The sequence below is a fragment of the Microbacterium sp. CCNWLW41 genome (genome assembly GCF_037083505.1).
In genome coordinates, this window is sequence record NZ_JBAOJP010000007.1 from 243607 (window position 1) to 262615 (window position 19009).

Annotated in this window: 15 protein-coding genes; 5 read left to right on the forward strand and 10 right to left on the reverse strand. The window is 74.2% G+C overall.

Features of this window, described 5'->3' with window-relative positions; genetic code table 11:
- Window positions 1–44: 44 nt before the first annotated feature.
- Window positions 45–1322 carry a trans-sulfuration enzyme family protein gene (locus V6R91_RS23830; protein WP_336397346.1) on the reverse strand — a complete coding sequence of 426 codons (1278 nt, stop codon included), beginning with the start codon at window positions 1320–1322 and terminating at the stop codon, window positions 45–47.
- Window positions 1323–1434: 112 nt separating this feature from the next.
- Between V6R91_RS23830 and V6R91_RS23835 the strand changes: the two genes are divergently transcribed.
- Window positions 1435–1926 carry an Lrp/AsnC family transcriptional regulator gene (locus V6R91_RS23835; protein WP_336397347.1) on the forward strand — a complete coding sequence of 164 codons (492 nt, stop codon included), beginning with the start codon at window positions 1435–1437 and terminating at the stop codon, window positions 1924–1926.
- Between the two features lie 11 nt (window positions 1927–1937).
- Here V6R91_RS23835 and V6R91_RS23840 read toward each other — a convergent pair whose 3' ends face one another.
- Window positions 1938–3212 carry an MFS transporter gene (locus tag V6R91_RS23840; protein ID WP_336397460.1) on the reverse strand — a complete coding sequence of 425 codons (1275 nt, stop codon included), beginning with the start codon at window positions 3210–3212 and terminating at the stop codon, window positions 1938–1940.
- 95 nt (window positions 3213–3307) lie between these two features.
- Here V6R91_RS23840 and V6R91_RS23845 point away from each other — a divergent pair, with 95 nt between their 5' ends.
- Window positions 3308–4468: an acyltransferase family protein gene (locus tag V6R91_RS23845; RefSeq protein WP_336397348.1), complete on the forward strand. Its 1161-nt coding sequence runs from the start codon at window positions 3308–3310 to the stop codon at window positions 4466–4468.
- 6 nt (window positions 4469–4474) lie between these two features.
- Here V6R91_RS23845 and V6R91_RS23850 read toward each other — a convergent pair whose 3' ends face one another.
- From V6R91_RS23850 to V6R91_RS23875, 6 genes are all read right to left on the reverse strand, one after another.
- Window positions 4475–5962 carry a glycosyltransferase gene (locus V6R91_RS23850; RefSeq protein ID WP_336397349.1) on the reverse strand — a complete coding sequence of 496 codons (1488 nt, stop codon included), beginning with the start codon at window positions 5960–5962 and terminating at the stop codon, window positions 4475–4477.
- 62 nt (window positions 5963–6024) lie between these two features.
- Window positions 6025–6726 (reverse strand): ABC transporter ATP-binding protein, encoded by a 702-nt coding sequence (locus V6R91_RS23855; RefSeq protein ID WP_067244403.1) that lies wholly within the window; start codon window positions 6724–6726, stop codon window positions 6025–6027.
- Window positions 6723–7628, reverse strand: coding sequence for an ABC transporter ATP-binding protein (locus V6R91_RS23860; RefSeq protein WP_067244400.1), 906 nt, complete (start codon window positions 7626–7628; stop codon window positions 6723–6725). Before V6R91_RS23860 ends, V6R91_RS23855 begins: the two co-directional genes overlap by 4 nt.
- A 4-nt stretch (window positions 7629–7632) precedes the next feature.
- The gene (locus V6R91_RS23865; protein ID WP_336397350.1) at window positions 7633–10305 is read right to left on the reverse strand and encodes an ABC transporter permease; all 2673 of its coding nucleotides are present in this window, start codon (window positions 10303–10305) and stop codon (window positions 7633–7635) included.
- Window positions 10302–12647 carry a hypothetical protein gene (locus tag V6R91_RS23870; RefSeq protein ID WP_336397351.1) on the reverse strand — a complete coding sequence of 782 codons (2346 nt, stop codon included), beginning with the start codon at window positions 12645–12647 and terminating at the stop codon, window positions 10302–10304. Before V6R91_RS23870 ends, V6R91_RS23865 begins: the two co-directional genes overlap by 4 nt.
- Before the next feature lie 204 nt (window positions 12648–12851).
- Window positions 12852–15299, reverse strand: a complete 2448-nt coding sequence (locus V6R91_RS23875; RefSeq protein ID WP_336397352.1) for a tetratricopeptide repeat protein — start codon at window positions 15297–15299, stop codon at window positions 12852–12854.
- 143 nt (window positions 15300–15442) lie between these two features.
- On the opposite strand from V6R91_RS23875, the gene V6R91_RS23880 reads away from it, so the two are divergent.
- From V6R91_RS23880 to V6R91_RS23890, 3 genes are all read left to right on the forward strand, one after another.
- Window positions 15443–15940 (forward strand): hypothetical protein, encoded by a 498-nt coding sequence (locus V6R91_RS23880; protein ID WP_336397353.1) that lies wholly within the window; start codon window positions 15443–15445, stop codon window positions 15938–15940.
- A gap of 3 nt (window positions 15941–15943) precedes the next feature.
- Window positions 15944–16945 carry a hypothetical protein gene (locus V6R91_RS23885; RefSeq protein ID WP_336397354.1) on the forward strand — a complete coding sequence of 334 codons (1002 nt, stop codon included), beginning with the start codon at window positions 15944–15946 and terminating at the stop codon, window positions 16943–16945.
- Between the two features lie 129 nt (window positions 16946–17074).
- Window positions 17075–17557 (forward strand): YciE/YciF ferroxidase family protein, encoded by a 483-nt coding sequence (locus V6R91_RS23890; protein ID WP_336397355.1) that lies wholly within the window; start codon window positions 17075–17077, stop codon window positions 17555–17557.
- Window positions 17558–17564: 7 nt separating this feature from the next.
- Here the strand turns inward: V6R91_RS23890 and V6R91_RS23895 are convergent, their stop codons facing one another.
- Window positions 17565–18521: a DNA topoisomerase IB gene (locus tag V6R91_RS23895; protein ID WP_336397356.1), complete on the reverse strand. Its 957-nt coding sequence runs from the start codon at window positions 18519–18521 to the stop codon at window positions 17565–17567.
- A 9-nt stretch (window positions 18522–18530) separates the two neighbouring features.
- On the reverse strand, window positions 18531–18893 hold the full coding sequence (locus V6R91_RS23900) for a hypothetical protein (protein ID WP_219087098.1): 363 nt from the start codon (window positions 18891–18893) through the stop codon (window positions 18531–18533).
- Window positions 18894–19009 lie beyond the last annotated feature (116 nt).

The following is a 19009-nucleotide window of genomic DNA, read 5'->3' on the forward strand; positions in this document are numbered from 1 at the left end:
CGTTCCACGAGGCGCGCGACCGTCCCGCCGCGGAGCCGCCGCCCTCACTGCGACGCCGGCACAGGGACCGCCTGCCGGCCTTCTCGTGCGCCGTCGCGCCCCGCGCCGACCTCCTCGCGGACCGGGACACCCGCGCCGGTGCGGGCCGCCGTGGCCTGGCGCAGGGCCGTGTCCAGATCCGCGAGGAGGTCGTCGACGTCCTCGAGCCCGATCGACAGGCGCAGCACATCGGCACCCGGGCGAGCCTCGGGGGCGACCGGGCGGTGCGTGAGGGCGGCCGGATGCTGGATCAGCGAGTCCACGCCGCCCAGGGACACCGCGTGCGTGAAGAGACGGACCGCTCCGGTCACCGCGGAGGCGGCGGCGTAGCCGCCGTGCAGCCGGATCGCGATCATCGCCCCCGGCCCGCGCATCTGGGTCCCCACGAGACCACGGCGCTCGTCCTGCCCCGGGTAGCGGACCTCGGCGACCTCGGGGCGCTCGGCCAGCCAGTCGGCGACGCGCTGGGCGGACGCCTGCTGCGTCCGCATGCGGATCGGCAGCGTGGCGAGCCCGCGATGGAGCAGATACGCGCCGAGCGGATGCAGCAGGGCGCCGGTGATCGCACGGACGCGGCGCAGGGACTCGGCGGTCTCCTCGGAGCACGCGATCACACCCGCGATGACGTCCCCGTGACCGCCGATGTACTTCGTGGCGCTGTGCAGCGACATCGCCGCCCCGAGCGCGACGGGGTTCTGCAGCATCGGGGTCGCGAAGGTGTTGTCCACGAGCACCGGGATCCCGTCCGCCTGGGCGACGACGCCCGCGATGTCCACGAGGTCCAGCGTCGGGTTGCCCGGGCTCTCGAGCACGATCAGCCCGGTGTCCGGACGCCGCGCGTGCGAGACCTCGTCCTCGGCGCAGAACGTGACCTCCGCGCCGAGCAGCCCGGAGTCCAGCAGGTGGTCCGTCCCTCCGTACAGCGGGCGGACGGCCACCACGTGGCTCTTGCCGCGAGCGGTGGCGTGCGCGAGGATCGCTGCGGTCATCGCGGCCATCCCCGAGCTGAACGCGACGGCGGCCTGCGCCCCCTCCAGCTCCGCCAGCGCTTCCTCGAACCGTGCGACGGTGGGATTCCACAGTCGCGCGTAGACGTTGCCGCCCTCCGGCAGCGGGTGCCCGCCGTTGGCCATCGACTCGTACGAGTCGCCGCCGTGCAGGATGTCGGGCAGCGGGTTCGTGGACGACAGGTCGATGGGGACCGCGTGCACGCCGAGGGCGGTCAGGTCGTCACGGCCGGCGTGCACGGCGCGGGTGTCGAAGTGCGAATCCGTCTTCCTCATCCCTCCACACTGATTGCTGACGCACGTCAGGGCCAGATACCTTGTCCACACCGCAAGAATCCGGGATGATCTTGGAGAACAACCAACATCGGTGACCGGAGGAGCTCGCGCCTTGCACGACGGACAACCCCCCTCGTCCTCGACTCGTGCCCCGCTGGACGACGTCGACCTGCGCCTGCTCGGCGCCTACGTCGAGCACCCCGACTCCACGGTGAAGGCGCTCGCCGCCGGTCTCGGCATGGCCGAGTCGACCTGCGCCTATCGGCTCCGCCTGCTCCGGGAACGCGGCGTGATCACGGGGACCGCCGTGCTCGTGGACATGACGAGGCTCGGGCGCCCGGTCCAGGCGGTGATCCGGGTGCGGCTCGCCAACCACAGCAAGTCCGGGGTGGAGGACCTGTTCCGCGCGCTCCAACGCACGAGCGGCGTCCTCCAGGTGTTCCACATCGCCGGCGCGGACGACTTCCTCGTGCACGTGGCCGTCTCCGACGCCGCCGCGCTGCGGGACATCGTGCTCGAGCACATCACGGTCCACGACGTCGTGCGGGCCACGGAGACCCAGTTGGTCTTCGAGCGGCGCGAGGGCGTCGGCGTGCTGGACTGACGCCCCGCCCGTCACCGGGTCCCGGTCTCCTCCGCCACGGCGCCGCGCGACGCGACCGCTCCGTTCGCCTCGGCGGGCAGCCGCCGTTCCAGCGCCAGCGCGAGGACGGCGATCGCCGCGCATCCGAGGATCATCACGGCCACGAAGCCGAGATCCCACCCGCGCCCGAGCAGCACGCCCGCCGCGACCGGCCCGGCGATCGCGCCGCCCTGGAACGCCGCCGAGTTGATCGCGTTGTAGCGCCCGCGGTTGCGGTCGGAGGCCAGGTCGTTGTAGACCGCGGGCACCGTGGGCTGGAGCATCGTCTCGCCGAACGCGAACACTCCCATGTACGCGAGCACGCCGATGGCGGCGACGAGCGATCCGGGAAGCAGTCCCGAGGCGCCCAGCAGCACCCAGGACACGGCCCAGGTGAGCGCCATGACCTGCATCACCCGGGTTCGCCGATGCCCGCGGATCAGCCGGAGGACCGCGAACTGCAGCAGGACGATCACCGCCGTGTTGACGGCGAACGACAGCCCGACCACCTGCGTCGACACCCCGGCGACCTGACGCGCGAACGCCGGGAACCCGGCCTCCATCTGCCCGTACCCGATGAAGACCGACAGGAACGTGAGGAGGGTCACCCAGAGCACCGCCGGACGGCGAAGGATCCGCCGGTACCCCTCCACCGGCGCCGCCCCCTCTCCCTCGGGGCCGTGCGCGGTCCGCACATGGCGGAGCGGGCCGAGCAGCAGCGCCATCGGGATGAGGCTCGTGGCGGCGTCGACGAGGAAGATCGCGGTGAAGGTCTCCGGGCGTTGCACGTCGACGAAGAACCCGCCGACGATCCCGCCGACGCCGATGCCCAGGTTCACCAGGGCGAAGTTCACGCCGAAGTACTGCTGGCGCACCTCGCCGTCGACGATCGACGCGATCAGCGCGTTGAATCCCGGCCAGGAGACCCCGAAGTTCACGCCGATGAGCACGAGCGCGAGCGCGGCGGTGACGGGATGCATCGCGAAGGCGAGCAGCGCGCACCCGGCGATCATCGCCACGAGTCCGACGAGGAGCACGCGCCGCGCGCCGTACCGGTCGATGAGCGTGCCCCCGGGACCGGTCACGACGAGCCCGGTGACCGCGATGACGCTCATGAGCGCCCCCGACAGCCCGAGGTCGAACCCCCGCACCTCGTGCAGGTAGATGATCGTGAAGGGGAGGGTCAGGCCGCGCCCCAGGGTCTGGATCGCGACGGTGGACAGCAGCCACCGACCGGGGGTGGGCAGTGCCGCCCAGAATGCTCTCATTCCCGCCACCAGGACAGTCTGCCGGAGGCCCCGGACATCCGGCGCCGAGCATCCGGTCAGGTCGCGTCCAGGCGCGCGACGTAGCGTGGAGCGGGATGTCTCAGAGCGGTAGCGGCAGGACGACGCAGGGCAGGATCACCGGACTCGACGGCCTCCGAGGGGTCGCCGCGCTGGTGGTCCTGCTGTACCACGCCTCGCTCGTCGCCCGTCCGTGGCTGGACCCCGCGGCCTGGACGACGCTGACCGAGACCCCGCTCAAGCTGCTGCTGGCGGGGACCGAGTCCGTGCTGATCTTCTTCGTCCTGTCCGGGATCGTCGTGGCCCTTCCCGCCCTCCGCGGCGGCTTCGACTGGGCTCGCTACTACCCGGCGCGGCTGCTGCGCCTCTACGTCCCGGTCGCCGCCGCGCTCCTGTTCGCCGCGGCGCTGATCGTGCTCCTCCCCCGGGATCGCTCACAGATGCCCGAGGGCTCCTGGATGCGCGATGCACAGGCCTCGTCCGTCTCCCCCGGCGCCCTGCTGTCCGAGGCGTCGCTGATGCGCCCCTCCTACGACATCGACAACGTGCTGTGGTCCCTGCGCTGGGAGGTCTTCTTCTCGCTGCTGCTGCCCGTGTTCGTGTGGGTGGCGCTGCGCTCGCGCCGGCATTCCGCGGCTGTGGCCGCGGGCGCCGCGCTGGTGATCGTGATCGGACGGCTGACGGGCAACGAGGCGCTCGTGTACCTGCCCGTCTTCCTCCTGGGCACGGTGATCGCCGTGCACCTGGACGGTCTGCGGGCCCTCGCGGCGCGGCCCCGCGTGCGCCCCTTCCTCCCGATCCTGTTCGCGGCGGCGTGCGGCCTGCTCATCGCGAGCTGGCTCGCGCGCCCGATCACGACCCGCGGCGGCTCCGCGGACCACGTCCTGTGGGGTCTGTCCGCGGTCGGAGCCGCCCTGATCGTCGTCCTCGCCATCGTCTGGCCGCGCGCCGCACGGGTGCTCGACACGGCTCCGGCGCAGTGGCTCGGCCGGGTCTCGTTCAGCCTCTACCTGATCCACGCGCCGATCCTCGGAACGCTCGGCTACGCGCTCGGCCCCGACCGCTGGTGGCTCGCCTGCCTCCTCGGCATCCCGCTCAGCCTCCTCCTGGCTCCGGTGTTCCACCGGCTCGTCGAACGCCCGTCGCACCGCCTGTCGCGCACGGTGGGCGCCTGGTGCGGCGCCCGGGCCTCCGCGATCGGCGATCGTCTCGGCCGCGCACAGCCCGAGACCGGCTGAGCGCGGTCAGCCGGCGCGGAGAGCGCGCAGCCGGCGCCGCACGACGCCGAGGACGCGACGCGCGCGCACGAGGGCGCCCTTCTCCTTGGCGTCCGCGAGATGCTTGGCGTCCCGTGCCGCGCCCAGCTCCCGCGCCCAGGCGCGCGTGACCGCCTCGTCCGAGAACGCCAGGGCGCGGTCACGCGCCCTGCGCCGCATGGCGGCGACCTTGGCCTCCGGAAGCCGCTGCAGGCGCACGATCCTGTCCGCCATCGCATCGACGTCGCCGTCCTCGACGAGGAACCCGTTCACGCCGTCCTTGATGAGGTCTGCCGGGCCGTAGCGGATGTCGTACGCGATCGGAAGGCAGCCGGCCGCCATCGCCTCGGCGAGCACGAGCGGGAGCCCCTCCGAGGTGGAGGTCAGCAGGCTGAAGTCCGCCTCGGCGAATCGGGCCCGCGCGTCCGGGAGGAAGCCGTGGAGGCGGATCCGCTCCTCGGCGCCGTCGGCGCGGACGCGGGCGCGGATCGCCTCCTCCCGCGGCCCCTCACCGTACACGTCGAGGCGGATGCCGGCCCGCTCACGACCGGCGCGCGCCGCGGCCTCGACGGCCAGCTCGATGCGCTTGCGCCCGGTCAGCGAGGCGACGACGACGCCCTGACCCCGCGCATGTCGCGTGTGCGCGGTCGCGTCCAGCGGCACGCCGTTCGGGATCACCCGGACCCGAGCGCCGCCCGCGAGCCCGTCGGCGACGAGGTCCGCCCGCTGGCGCGCGGTCAGCACGACGACGAGATCGAAGTCCGCCGCCCGACGCAGCGCGTACTCGCGGGAGGCGCGGAGGGTACCGGCGGCGTCGCCACGCCGGTGACCTCCGTGGACGATGTGCACCGTGACGACGTGGTCGCGCCGATAGGTCGCCACGAACCGCGCCGCGGTCTTCGAGTCCACGAGCAGGTAGCTGGGCATCCGCGTGATCATCCGGTCCAGCCACCAGCGGTACAGCTTCCAGGTCGATCCCCAGCGCCGGAGCGGCTCGCCGTCCTCGCCGTGCACGATAACGACCCGCCGCCCGTCCACGGAGCGGTCGGTCGCGAGAAGGGTCCCGTCCCTCCGGAACCGGTCGGCGGCGACGAACCGGCCGTCCGCGTCCGTGCGCTCTCGGAGCAGGACGACGTCGCCGTCGCGGACGACCCGGTCGCCGTCCGCCGGCTCCAGCGGGGCCGCGGGACTGATCGGGTCACGCTGGGCCGACGGCGGCTTCACACGCAGCTCGTCCCACAGGTTGCGCAGGCGCATCCCGTCGATGAGCTCGCCGGCGGCGCGCAGCCTTTCCTCCACCGCGGCGTAGTCCGGCCGGTCGTCGAGGGTGAGCACGTCCACCGAGACGCCGCCCAGCGCCACGAAGGCGCGGGTGCGGTGCAGCATCGCGCTCGTCATCCCGCCGTAGTTGTCGGGGATGCCCCAGGTCAGCGCGTAGTGCCTCCCCCGGGGGAATCGGGACACTGCGGATCGCATGAGCTCGAGCCTAGGCGCCGACCCGATGCACCCGCTGGGAGCCGCTCGCGCCCGGAGCTCGATCAGGAGCGCCGGCGCCGCAGCCGGGGCCCGCGCGGCCGGAGGACCCCGTCGTGCAGTTCCAGGACGCGATCCGCCCTGGCGAGCATCGCCGGGTCGTGCGTCGCGACGACCGCCGCGGTCCCGCGGTCATGCACGAGCGCAGCGATGAGGTCCATGATCTGGGCTCCCGTCTCGCTGTCCAGCTGCGCGGTCGGCTCGTCCGCGAGCAGGATCCCCGGATCCATCACCAGGGCGCGTGCGATGCCGACGCGCTGCTGCTGCCCCCCGGAGAGCTCGCCCGGGCGTTGACGGGCGTGCTCGGCGAGACCGACGGCGGCGAGCGCCTCCGCGACGCGACGCTCCCGTTCGGCGGCGTCGACACGGCGGATCCGCAGCGGGACCTCGACGTTCTCCGCGGCGGACAGGATCGGCAGGAGTCCCGCCGTCTGGAAGATCGACGCGATCCGGGAGCCGAGCAGGGCCGGCAGGTCGGCGGCGGCATCGGCGAGATCGACGCCGTCCACGAGAACCCGGCCCGTCGTCGGCGTGTCGAGGCCGCCGAGCATGGTCAGCAGCGTCGTCTTGCCGGATCCGGAGCGGCCGGTCACGACGACGAGCTCGCCCTCGCCGACCTCGAGATCCGCGTCGCGGACCGCGACGACGTCGCCGGCGGGCGCGGGATACACCCGGGACAGTCTCTCGGCTCGCAGCACCGCGGTCATCGCGTCTCCTCCGCCTCGGTCCGGCCGCCGGGACGCTCCCCCGGCTCCACCCGGACGTGATCGGGCTCCAGTCCCAGCCGCACCCGCTCGCGCAGGGACAGCGCCGCGACGAACTCCGCCGGCAGCTGCATGCGACCCGCCCGGTCGAGCACGGCGTACTCCTCGGCCACGCGCACCGCCCGCCCCTCGTGATCCGTCCGCGTGCTGCGCAGCGTCTCCGTCGAGGTGCGCCCGTCGCGGATCCGCACCGTTCGGTCGACGTGCTCGGAGACGCTCGCGTCGTGCGTGACGATCAGGGTGGTCACGCCCCGCTCGCGGTTGACCGTCTCCATCGCCGCCAGCACCTCGGCGCTCGTGTGCTCGTCGAGCTCTCCCGTGGGCTCGTCGGCGAGGAGCACCCGCGGGCGGTTCGCCAGGGCCACCGCGATCGCCGCGCGCTGCCGCTGGCCTCCGGACAGCTGCGCCGGCCGCGCATCGGCGACGTCGGCCACCTCCAGCAGCTCCAGGAGCTCGTCCGCGGCGGCCGTCCGCTCGTCCCGCGGGACGACCCGCGCCACGGCGTGCGCCATGGCGATGTTCTCGCGTGCGGTCAGGTACGGCAGCAGGTTCCGTTCGGACTGCTGCCAGACGAAGCCCACGCTGCGGCGCCGGTACTCCCGCCGCTCCGGTCCCCGCATCGTCACGAGGTCGTGCCCCGCAACCCGCGCGGAACCCGCCGTCGGCGTGTCGAGTCCCGCGAGGATCCCGAGCAGCGTCGACTTCCCGGAACCGGAGGCCCCGACGAGCGCCACCATCTCGCCGGCGTTCATCCGCAGGTCCAGTCCCTGCAGCGCCTGCACCTCCACTCCCTGAGCGGTGAAGATCCGCACCAGGCCCTCGCAGAAGACGTCCGCGTCGCTCATGCCCTCATCCTTCCTCGTCCCCGGAACGGATCGCCTCGGCGGAGCCGACGCGACCGGCGATCCTCGTCGCCACGGCGATCGCGGCGGCCGCGACGAGGACGAAGCCGCCGATCACCGCCGCCGGCAGCGCGCCCCCGACATCCAGCGGCGGCTGCGTCACCCCGCCGACGAAACCGCGCAGGTCGATCGCGCCGATGACGAGCCACGACATCCCGGCGCCGGCGACGAGCCCGAACGGCAGGGCCACGGCCAGCGCCGGCACCACCTCCCACGCCACCACGGTGAGATCGTCCCGGCGCCGATGGCCGAGCGTCCGCAGCAGCGCGAGCAGGCGCCCTCTCCCCGCCGCCCCCAGCACGAGCGTCACGGCGACCGTGATGCCGAGCAGCAGAGCCACCAGGACACAGGCCGCGGCGAGCGCCGCCACCACGAGGCGGTAGGCCGGATCCTCCGACAGCTCCTCGACGATCTGTCCCGGGGCCGTGGTCTCGATGTCGGGCCCGAGGATGTCGCGGACGGCCGCATCGACGGCGGCGGCGTCCGTCCCCGGCGCCAGCGACGCGAACAGCCGCGAGATCGCCGGGCGCCGCACGTCGAGATCCGCGGCGTTCGCGCGGTCCACGATGATCCAGCGCGTGGCGGAGCCGAACGGCACGAGATCGGGAGCCGCCCCGACCACCCGCGTCGGCGTTCCGCCCACCTCGAGCACGTCGCCGACCTCCTGTCCGACGAGGTCCAGGAGAGCGCGGGACGCCACGACCGGAACGGCGCCGTCCGCGGGCTCCGACAGCGCGGGCGGCAGCGGGAGGGCGGCGGCGCGCCCGTCCTGCACCGCCGCGAGCTCCTGCCGGTCGACGACGTAGAGCCGGATCCGCACCGTCCGCGCTCCCGCGTCGAGCTCGCTGGCGAGGTCCGCGTAGAGCGGGGCCACCCGCTCCACCCCGGGGATGCCGGCGATGCGCTCGACCTCGCCGGGCGGGACGTAGCCGGCGGAGATGCGCAGGTCCGCCCCGGTCGCCGTCTGGGCGGTGCGAGCGATGCCCGCGCTCACGGTCCCGGCGAACACGACGGAGAAGACGGCCACTCCGATCCCCACGACCACCGCCAGCACCGGCGCCGTGCGCACGGAGGGGTCCCGGCGGGCGCGCGCGGGTCCGAGCAGGGCGATCAGCCCCGGCATGCGTGCGCCCCGGCGCTCGATCACGCCCAGCAGCGGAGGCAGGACCCGGAGGGCGAGGACGCTGCCGCTCGCGCCCAGCAGAACGGGCAGGACGATCAGCAGCGGATCCACGGCCCCGGCGACGGTCCGACGGGTCAGCAGGAGCGCGACGAGCGCCGCGGTCGCGAGCAGGACGACGCCCTCGACGGCCAGGCGCGCCCACGGTCGTCCCCCGACCGACGCCCCGAGGTCCCGCCGCGCGTGCGTCCGCGCCTCCGCGAGCGCGCTCGCCGGGAGGACGACCGCGGGAACCAGGGCGAGGATCAGCGGGACGAACAGCGAGAGGGCCCCGTCCCACCCCGGCAGGACGAGGGCCGCCCCCGCCCCGAGGACAGCGCCGACGAGACCGAGGGCCAGTCCCTCTCCCCCGAGCAGCGCGACGAGCTGTGCGGTGGAGGCGCCCCGGGCCTGCATCAGCCGCACGGTGCGCACCCGGCGCAGGGCCAGCATGCGCCCGCACAGCGCGAGCGCCACGACGGCCACGGCGACGGGGCCGATCGCCGCCACCGTCACCACCGCCGTCATGGCCTCGCCGCGGGCGACCGCGCGGTCGATGGCCTCGGGCGCGCCCGAGGAGTAGAGCAGCCCGGTGTCGTGGAAGTCGCCGGTCTCCGGACGCAGCCGCACGGCGTTCGAGGCGAGCAGGCGGAGCTGCTGCGCCACCGTCGGCGCGTCCTCGGCATCGAGCCGGTCCACGTCGAACAGCATCCAGGCGGGAGTCGCGGCGTTCTTCGCCTGGGGGACGAACGCCGTGACCTCGTCGCGGTCCGTGAAGGCGAGGGCGTTGAGGATGACGTCCCCGTCGGGAGTGATCTCCACCCTCGGCTCGAGCGCCCCGGCCAGGAAAGCCCAGTCGCCGTGGTCGTCCGCCCGCGGCGCGAACAGCCCCGTGAGCAGGAGCCGCGCGCCCGTGACCGTCCGCGCCGTGCCGACGGGCCACTCGAGCTGCCGCGCCACCTCCTCGGACACCGCGACCTCCACCGCGTCGGCGGCGCCGCTCTCCGGCGCCCGGCCCTGGGTGATCCGGGTTCGATCGGCGAACAGCGGGTCCGCCACCAGCGCGACGGTGTTCTTCGGGATCGGTCCTTCCGCGAACGACGGGAGCGGGTCCAGCTGGGACACGATGCGGGGAGCACCGAGAAGGCCGCGCAGCGGTTGCGGCAGCGCCTCCCGCCCGGCCTCCGCGTCGCGGATGGCGCCGCCCCAGACGCCGGCGCCAGGCGTCGGTCGGGCGTCGAGATGAGGCAGCCCCGCGATGCCCGCCGAGGCCGATCGCAGCGTGGGCGGCAGGTCCCGGATCTCCCGCTGGATCGTGGCCGTGCGCGCGTCGTGCAGGACCACGGGCGCGGCGGCGCCGAGGAACGAGAGCACGGCGACCACCACGATGATGAACGCGCTGAGCGCGGGTGCCGTCGAGACCGTCCGACGCACGACCCGCAGCGTCCCCGGACCGCTCACGAGAGCACCCCCAGGAACGGCAGCACGACCGCGCCCACCGCCACGCCCGCGAGCACGCCCCCGAGCACCGAGAAGAGGACGACCGACGCCGTCTCCACCGCGCGCGCCGCCCGTGCCGCCGCATCGGTCATCCCCAGGGCGCGCAGGATCCGACGGTCACCGTCCCGCCGGCGTCCGGACTGGGCGATGGCCGCTCCGGCGCCGAGCACCGCGATCACCGCGGCCACCGCGGCGCCCGCTGTGAGCAGGAGGACCGTTCCGTGCACGAGCGGGGCGACGCTGGCCGTCGAGGGCATGAGGATGCGCGCCGACGTCGCCAGCACGGATCGGAGCTCCTCCGCGACCGCCTCGGGGTCACTGGTGCGGAGCCACAGCTCGTCCGGACGGAACTCCGTCCCTGCGTCGCCGGCGATCGCCGCCCGGTCGGCGGCGACGCCCGGTGCGGTGCCGATCCCGGGGATCTCCGTGGCGACGGCGACGACGCGGATCTCGTACCGCTGCGACGCACGGCGCAGCAGACCGGAGAAGGTGTCCCCGGGAACGGCGCCGAGTCGCGCCGCCAGCGCCGACGTGATGACCGCGGGCACGGCATCCCCGTCGGCGGGACCGCGGGCGGCGGCGGGCAGAGGGAGGAAGTCCGGATCCGCCGCCACGAAGTCGGCATCGCCCCCGCCTAGGGCCATGGTCTGGTGACGCACCTCCGTCACCGCGGTCACGCCCGGCAGCGTCACGACCGCTCCGGCGTCCGGGCGTTCCTGGTCCGCACCCACGAATCCGGTCCCGCCGAGCACCACCCGCACGTCCGCACCGAGTGCGGCGGACAGCGTCCGTCGCTCCGCCTCGGCCGAATGGGCGGGCGCCGAGGCGGCGAGCGCCGCGGCTCCGGCGCCGAGGGACAGGCACAGCGCCGCCGCCGTGATCGAGCCGGCCCGCCGGGCGATCTGGCGCAGGGGAAGAACCGGGACGAGCCCTCGGCCGCGACGAGCGACGCGCTCGGCGAGCGCAGCGAGCGGCCCCGCGGTCAGCGGCACCAGGAGGCCGGCGGCGAGCAGGAGCAGCGCCGGCGCGGCCGATGCCAGCGGGTCGGCGCCGCCGCCCTCCGCACGGAAGGAGCCCGCGGCGAAGAGCTGCCAGAGCGCCAGCGCCGCCGCTGCGGCGGTGAGCGCCCAGGGGGTGACGAGAAGCAGCGTGCTGCTCTTTCCGGCGTCGTCGCGGCGGTCTCCGCGCCGGGCCGCCGCGAGGGCCGTCACCGCGGCCACCACGGCCGCCCCCGCGACGATCGTGAGCGCAGCGATCGTCCCGGACCAACCGGACGCCCCGGCCAGCGCGAGCACGAGCAGGCCGGCGGCCGCGCCCGCACCGGTCGCGATCGCCGTCTCCGCCGCGGCATGGCCGGCGATCCCGGTGGCCGAGGCCCCCCGCGAGCGGAGCAGGAACAGGTCCTCGGACCGGGCGTGCGCCAGCGCGACCAGGACGACGCCCGTCGCGATCATGCCGAGGACCCCGATGAGCAGCAGCGGGACGATCAGCAGACCGCGCGCGCCCGCGATCGCCGTGCTCGCGCGATCCACGGTCTCCGCCAGTTCGCCCTCGATCCGGGTGCTCCGCTGGTTCTGCGGGTCCACCTCCTGAGGAAGCGCGGCGAGGCGGGCGATGCCCCGGCGCAGGCCCTCGAGATCCTGCTCCCCCACGTCGACGGGGCGGATCGTCCACGTCACCGTCGGCGACGACGACTCGAGCCCGTCCATCCGCTCGCCGGTGAGCACGAGGGGTCCGGCCGCCGTGCCGGAGCGGCCCGAGCCGACGGCGGGGTTTCCGTTCCACTCGGCCGCCGCCGCATCCCGAGCGGTCCAGACACCCACCACGGTCACCGTCCCGTCCCCGGGCCCGAGCTCGACGGCGTCCCCGACGCCGATCCCGCGGTCCTGGGCTGCGCGCTCCAGGATCGCCGCCTCGTCGGACGACCGCGGCCAGTCCCCCTCGACGAGGTCGCCCAGCGTGGAGATGTCGTCGTCGGCGAGGACCTGGAGTGCGTCTGCGTTGCCCGACGAGAGCACGCTCACGGCCTGTCGGCGGACCGCGACGGGAGTGGGGAACGACTGCGCGATCGCCTCGCGGATGTCGGCGTCCTGCGCCGCGGGATCGGGGGCTCGCGCGGCGATCACCTCCATGACCGCGGCGTGCGGTTCGGCGGACGAGACCACCCGGCGGACGCCGTCGTCGATCGTGCGGGCCGCCAGGGCGTCGACTCCTCCGATGCCGAGCACGACGAGCAGTCCGATCGCCACGAGGACGACGAGCCGGCCCGCCTGCGCCCTGCCCCGCCGAATCGCGAACGTCATCATCCCTCACCCGGCGGTGCACCGCGCCGCGCCTCTTCCTCCGGGCACGCTGTCGGTGCCGGCGCCGTGCCCGACGCCCGCGTCGCGCACGCACTGCCCACCATCCTGAACCGTGCGCACCCCGGGACGCAACGGCGGAGCGGAAACCGCTGTCCCGCGCTCACGCACCGCTCAGGTGTCGCGCGGCGGCTCACGGGCCGCCGCTCACTCGACCGGTTCCGCCCCGCGGCGCCCGATCCTCTCGTCGATCGTCCGCGCGGCCGCCGCGTGCGCGGCCGCCTCCCCGGACCGCCCCGCGGCCCGGGCGAGGCGCGCCAGCGTCCGGTGCGCCCGTCCGACCTCGGCCACGTCCCCGGTGACCTCGGCGATCTCCTGGGCCTGGCGGGCCCGCGCCGCGGCCTCGTCCCGGAGCCCGCGCCGCTCCTGCTCCTGTTCGGCCTGCTCCGAGGCCTGGCCGAGGATCTCGCCGAGGGAGTTCGCGGCCTCCGTGACGATCAGCGGCGATCCGGCCTGCTCGGCTTCGGCGAGCGCGCCCTCCGCCGCGGCCCGTGCCGCACGGTGGCGCCCGGCACGGGCATCGATCCGCGCGCCCAGGAGGACCAGCTCCGCGGACGTCGAGAACTCGCCCGCGGCCCGAGCCGCGCGCAGGGCCTCATCTGCCCGCGCCCGCGCCGACGCGTCGTCGCCGCGGGCCTCGGAGACCAGGGCGAGCGTCCGCAGCACGTACGGCAGCGGACGCTCCCCGCCCTCTTCTCGCAGCGTCCGGAGATCCGCCTCGGCGGCGTCCAGCTCTCCGATCGACAGCCGCAGCAGGGCGCGGTTCCCGCGCACGATCCCCTGGTTGAGCTCGTCCGCGGCCTCGACCGCCATCCGCAGGGCGATGTCGTACTCGACCTGCGCCTCGGCGTACCGGGCGAGAATGCGCAGGGTGTCGGCGTGGTTCCCGAGCGCGCGCCCCTCCACGATAGGATCCCCGTGCTCCCGGGCGATCAGGATCGCCCGTCGATAGGACGACAGCGCCTCCTCGAACCTGCTCATCCAGCGTTCGACGTTGCCGATCTGGTTCCACGTCCGCGCGAGGGACGCCCCGGCCGCCACCCGGCGCACGCGGTGCAGGGTCACGAGCGCCTCGTCGTATCGGCCCAGCTTCTCGGCGCAGTGCGCGATCCCCAGGGCCAGCTCAGGGACGAGCCGGAGCCCTCCGGCCTCCGCCGCGAGCTCGTGCAGTCGCAGCGACTCCGTCCACATCGACCAGCGGGCCAGGGCGGGGTGCGCCGCGATGGCCAACCGCTCCACATCCTCGTCGAGACCGTGGCGGCGGGCCGCTTCGGCCACCGCCAGGAGCGTCCCCGCCTCCCGGGACGCCTCCTCGTCATCGCGCGCAAGACGGGCGTGGAGCGCGTCGAGGAAGCGCCGCACGGTCGATCGGCGGACCGAGGCGGGACGCAGGGAGGTCGATCGTTCCCGGGCGAACGCGAACACGGTCGCGTGCAGATGCAGACGCCCGTCCCGGACCTCGATCAGATGCCGACTCCGCAATCGCTCCACGGACGCCTCGGCCCCGGCGCCTGCGGCCTCGAGGACCAGCCGGAGATCGATGTCCCGATCGAGGAGCGCCAAGTCGGCGAGCAGCTCCGCATCGGCGGCGTCCAGGGCACGCGTCGCGGCGTCCAGCACGGGCCGGATGCGCGCATCGCGCGGCTCCGCCTCGAAGCGCGAGGCGAGGTCGTCGAAGGTCCACCCCGCGTGGTCGCGCACGATGCCGGCGAGCATGGCGAGATCCAGCGGAAGACCGCCCGCGACCTCGACCATCCGGCGCAGGTCCGCCTCCTCGGGCACGTGCTCGTGCGACGCTCCGAGCAGATGCCTCAGCAACCGGAGCGCGTCGTCGGCGGACAACGGGGGCACGGCCACGTGGGCGACACGGATACGGCGGAGGTCGGGATGCGCGGACGCCGCGGTGAGCTCGACGCGGGACGTGACGACGTAGCGGATCCCGTCGACGATCAACGGCGCCAGCCGCCACACCGATGCGGCGTCCTCGATCACCACCGTCGCCCCCCGGGCCTCGGCGGCGAAGCGCTCGCGCAGCCGCGCGAGGTCGTACGGCACGGACCGCGCTCCCCATGCCCCGAGCAGGCGCCGCAGCACGTCGACGGGATCCGGCGCCGGGCGCTCCGGCTCCGACTCGCGCAATTGGACGGTGAGGACCTGCTGGCCCTCGACGAGCGCGGAGGCCAGAGTGCTCTTGCCGACCCCGGGCAGTCCCGACAGGACGAGGACGTCGGCCGTCGGGAGCTCTGCGATCAGTCGCTCGCGGCCGATGCTCTCCCCCGCCCCTCCTCGCGCGGCGCGGCTGACGTCGATGTGGACGCCCGATCGCTCCCCGTTCAGGGTCCGGGCCGTATCCGCCCACCCGGCCGCCTCCTCCGCCGTCGCCCCGAGAGCAAGACCGATGTCTTCGACGAGACGCGGATCCACGCGACGGCGTCCCGGACGGAAGCAGTCGTACACGGTGACCTTCGCCGGCTCGTCTCCGCCGCGACGCTGCCCGATCCGCCGCGCGATCTCGGCGTAGGACGGCGCGCCGGACGCGGTCCGACGTCGCGTGAGCAGCAGGCACAGCTCGTCGAGGGTCCGCGGGGCCGGCATACGACGAGCCTACGGTCTTCCTTCCCTGTCGCGGCGCGCGCCCGTTCGGGGTCGTTCGGACCCCCGATGCCCGGCTCTCCCGCACCCGTACGCTCGGCGGATCAGGGCCCCGCTGCGGGCCGTCGCAGACCCGAGGGGCCACCATGACCACGCGTTCCGAGATCGCCGCCAAGCTCGACGACTTCGCCTTCCAGAAGATGAACTTCGGCGGGTTCCTGATGAACAAGCGCGCGAAGGCCTCGCACGCGCTGTGGACACGGGCCGCCGACAAGGGCGTCACCGAGCTCGCCCTGCTCGCGACCCGCGACTACGGCGACGGCAACGTCTACGACGTGGCCGCCTTCGTTCCCGACGGAGACGTGCCCGCCGCGCTGGCGCAGGAGCTGTCGGCGGAGGCCGAGCACCTTGCGGACGCGGTGAACCTGCGTGAGCACGGATACGTCTACACCGCCCTCGAGCCGTGGGACGGCGGCGGGACCATCTGGATCGCGAAGAAGCCGGAGTTCCGAGCCCTCAGCCGACTCGGCCAGGGGGTGCACGTCATCCCGATCCAGCGGCTCAGCGGGCTGGGCGAGCCGCGCTGGCTCGCCTGGGCGCGCGAGGGCGGTCAGCTCCACATCGCGATCGTCTACAAGCCCTGACGGATGCCCGGAGGGATCTTCCACACGATCCCGAGCGCCCTGCCGCGCCGGGGCGTGGCGCTCGTGGTCGCGGTGTCCGCGCTGTACTTCCTGATCGCGGCCGTCGTCGCGCTGTACCTGCTCCCCGTCGGTTTCGGCCTGACCGGGGCGGCGCTGCTGGCCGGTCAGCTCGGGGTGATCGTGATCGGCGCAGCCGCGGTCGCCTTCGTCGTGACGACGATCCGCTCCGCGCGGCGCCGAAGGGAGGCGCTGGAGGCCATCGCCCGAGAGCGCGGCTGGGTCTACGCCGCCGATGTCGGCGACCGCCCGTGGGGAGGGGCCGTGGACGAGCAGATCGACCGGTCCGCTCGCACCACGGTGGATCGCCTCGACGCCCGAGGCGACGTCGTCCCGTTCGACACGGCCGAGCGGACCTTCGTCGTCGGGGACGGGGATGGGGCGGCGATCCATCGCATCCGCGCCATCCGGATCCCCCTCCCCGCGGAGGCGCCGCGCATCGTGCTCCGCTCGCGGCGCGGAGGCGGCGCGCTCAGCGCACTGCCTCGAAGGCCCCGGACCGGCGCGGAGCTGCGGCTGGAGGGAGGGTTCAGCGACGTGTTCGAGGTCTCGGTCCCCGCGGGCTACGAGCGTGACGCCCTGTACGTCCTCACGCCCGATCTCATGGCGATCCTGCTCGACACCAGCGCGGACCTGGACCTGGAGATCGTCGACGGCACACTGCACGTCTACTTGCCCGCGGTGGACCTCACCCGGCCGCCCGAACTCGCGCGACTTCTCGCACTGGTCGGGATCCTCTCCGAACGGTTCGCTCGGCGGACGTTCCTCTACCGCGACGAGGCGGCCGCGCCCGTGGCACCGGACGCGGTGCGCCGCGCGGGCGACACGCTCTCCGCCGGCGCCCGCGAGGTGTCCTCGCGGGCGCGGATCGGCCCTGTTCTCGCCGCCGTGCTCACGCCGCTGGTGCCCCTGGTGATCAGCGTCGTGTGGGTGCAGCTGTCCGGATGAACCTCCGCCCGGGTCACGCACGGATTGCATGCGGCACCCGCCGTGGCAACCCCCTCCCGGCACGGTGGCGCCCGCGACATGCTGACACCTCGCGGACGGACCGGTTCGCCGACGACGAGAGGAACTCCCATGGTCCAGCAGACGCTCGACACCCCCACCGATCTCTTCCACTTCCAGCTGCGCACCGCCGTCACGATGGAGGACGACTCCCTCGCGGCGCTCGGCGAACTGGCCGACGCGGCGACCAGCGCCGAGGTGAAGAAGCTGTTCCGTCACCACGCCGATGAGACGAAACAGCAGCAGGAGAATCTGACGAAGGTGTTCGCCGAGCTCGAATGGAAGCCGACCACCGCGCCCTCGCCGAGCACGAAGGGGATCTCCCGCCAGGCCGAGTCCCTTCTCGAGCGCAGCGGCGGATCGCTGCGGGACCACGCCGCGGTCGCCTGCGCGCTGGGCAACGAGCACTACGAGATCTCCGCGTACGAGGGCCTCATCCTGCCCGCCGAGGCGATGGGCTGGACCGCGGTGGCGAAGCTGCTGCGGGAGAACCTGGATCAGGAGACGCACACGAGCGAGGAGCTCCGCTCGATGCTGCAGAAGATCGTCGGCTGACCGGCGCTCAGGACAGCAGGTCGCGGATCGCGGTCTCCGGGCTCACCGCGAGATCGAGCAGCCGCCCCTGGGCGTATCGACGGAAGACCCGGGGATCGATGTAGCTGGATCGGGCCACGGCGGGCGTGTTGCCCAGCGCGTCCGCCGTGACCTGGACGGCGAGTCGCTCCGCGCGACGCCGCGCCGGCTCGCTGCCGGCCGGCCCCGTCTCCGCCAGCGACCGCGCGGCGAGGATCGTGGCGCGCAGGGTCCGGAAGTCCTTCGCGGTGAACCGGCCGCCGGTGACGGTGCGGATGTACGCGTTGACCTCGGCCTCCGTGAGCCGCACGCGGCGCCGACCCCGCCGTCGGGCCAGGAGCGGAGTCCGCGCCGGCCCGTTCGCGAGGTCCCGCAGCACCTCGGCGAGGTCCGGATCGGTGATCTCGACCGAGGCGCGCTTTCCGCTCTTGGCGGGGAACGACAGCGAGATGTCCGCGCCGTCGACGCGGACGTCCCGGCGTCGCAGGGTCGTCAGCCCCCGACTCCCGTACCGGACCCGGTATCGCTCCGATCCGATGCGCAACGCCGCGTCGTCCAGCAGCCGCACGGCCGCCGCCCGGACGCGCTCCCCCTCGTCGCCCCCGCGCAGCGCCCGGGTGATCCTGGCGCGTGCGGCGGGCAGTGCTTCGGCCAGCGCCAGCGCGCGGACGAACTTCCGGCGGTCGCGGCGTTCGCGCCATCGCGGGTGGTAGAGGTATTGGCGCCGTCCCGCGTCGTCGGTGCCGACCGCCTGGATGTGCGCGCGGGGGTCGACCGCGATCCAGACGTCGGTCCAGGCCGGGGGCACGGCAAGGGCGCGGATCCGCCGCTTCTCACGAGGGGTCGCGTCCGTGCCGTCGTCGCGCAGGAACCGGAACCCCCGGCCGGCCCGCACCCGGCGGAATCCGGCAGCCTCCCCCGGGACGACGCGTCGCAGTTTCTCCACGGCCGCCGCTCAGTCCTCGCGCCCGGTCTTCTCGTCGATCGCGGTCAGCAGCTCCTTGAGGGCCTTGCGGATCTCCTCGTGGTCGTACTGCCCGGCGCGGCTCTCGCCCGAGATCACCGCGCACCGGTGCAGCGTGCGGAAGTCGCCGTACGGGAACAGGTGACGCCCCTTCGTCCCCTCGGTCTCGTCCGTGTCCTCGCCGAGGAACCAGAGCGCGTACTGCGCCATGCCCTCGCGGTCGATGAACTCGTTACCGTCCTCGGCGGACGGCGCGTGCTCGCTCCAGTCGTCGCGGGTGTCGTCCGTCACCTCGCCACGGCGAAGCAGCCCCCGTGCGTGCGCCAGGGCCTTCTCGTTCAGCGTGACGGTCATCTCTGCTCCTCTCGTCCCGGCGCGGACCTCGCGCCGGCCTCGGTCGTGTCCCCTGCTCCCCCGTTCCGTCCGACCCTGCCGCCGCCCGCATCCGGGCAGAAGGGTCTGGCGGCGAC

What these genes read in the sequence shown, in the direction of transcription:
- V6R91_RS23870 (WP_336397351.1), bottom strand. Translation starts at nt 12,647, where the DNA reads ATGACGTTCGCGATTCGGCGGGGCAGGGCGCAGGCGGGCCGGCTCGTC.
- V6R91_RS23880 (WP_336397353.1), top strand. Translation starts at nt 15,443, where the DNA reads ATGACCACGCGTTCCGAGATCGCCGCCAAGCTCGACGACTTCGCCTTC.
- V6R91_RS23860 (WP_067244400.1), bottom strand. Translation starts at nt 7,628, where the DNA reads ATGAGCGACGCGGACGTCTTCTGCGAGGGCCTGGTGCGGATCTTCACC.
- V6R91_RS23845 (WP_336397348.1), top strand. Translation starts at nt 3,308, where the DNA reads ATGTCTCAGAGCGGTAGCGGCAGGACGACGCAGGGCAGGATCACCGGA.
- V6R91_RS23875 (WP_336397352.1), bottom strand. Translation starts at nt 15,299, where the DNA reads ATGCCGGCCCCGCGGACCCTCGACGAGCTGTGCCTGCTGCTCACGCGA.
- V6R91_RS23900 (WP_219087098.1), bottom strand. Translation starts at nt 18,893, where the DNA reads ATGACCGTCACGCTGAACGAGAAGGCCCTGGCGCACGCACGGGGGCTG.
- V6R91_RS23855 (WP_067244403.1), bottom strand. Translation starts at nt 6,726, where the DNA reads ATGACCGCGGTGCTGCGAGCCGAGAGACTGTCCCGGGTGTATCCCGCG.
- V6R91_RS23890 (WP_336397355.1), top strand. Translation starts at nt 17,075, where the DNA reads ATGGTCCAGCAGACGCTCGACACCCCCACCGATCTCTTCCACTTCCAG.
- V6R91_RS23885 (WP_336397354.1), top strand. Translation starts at nt 15,944, where the DNA reads ATGCCCGGAGGGATCTTCCACACGATCCCGAGCGCCCTGCCGCGCCGG.
- V6R91_RS23830 (WP_336397346.1), bottom strand. Translation starts at nt 1,322, where the DNA reads ATGAGGAAGACGGATTCGCACTTCGACACCCGCGCCGTGCACGCCGGC.
- V6R91_RS23840 (WP_336397460.1), bottom strand. Translation starts at nt 3,212, where the DNA reads ATGAGAGCATTCTGGGCGGCACTGCCCACCCCCGGTCGGTGGCTGCTG.
- V6R91_RS23850 (WP_336397349.1), bottom strand. Translation starts at nt 5,962, where the DNA reads ATGCGATCCGCAGTGTCCCGATTCCCCCGGGGGAGGCACTACGCGCTG.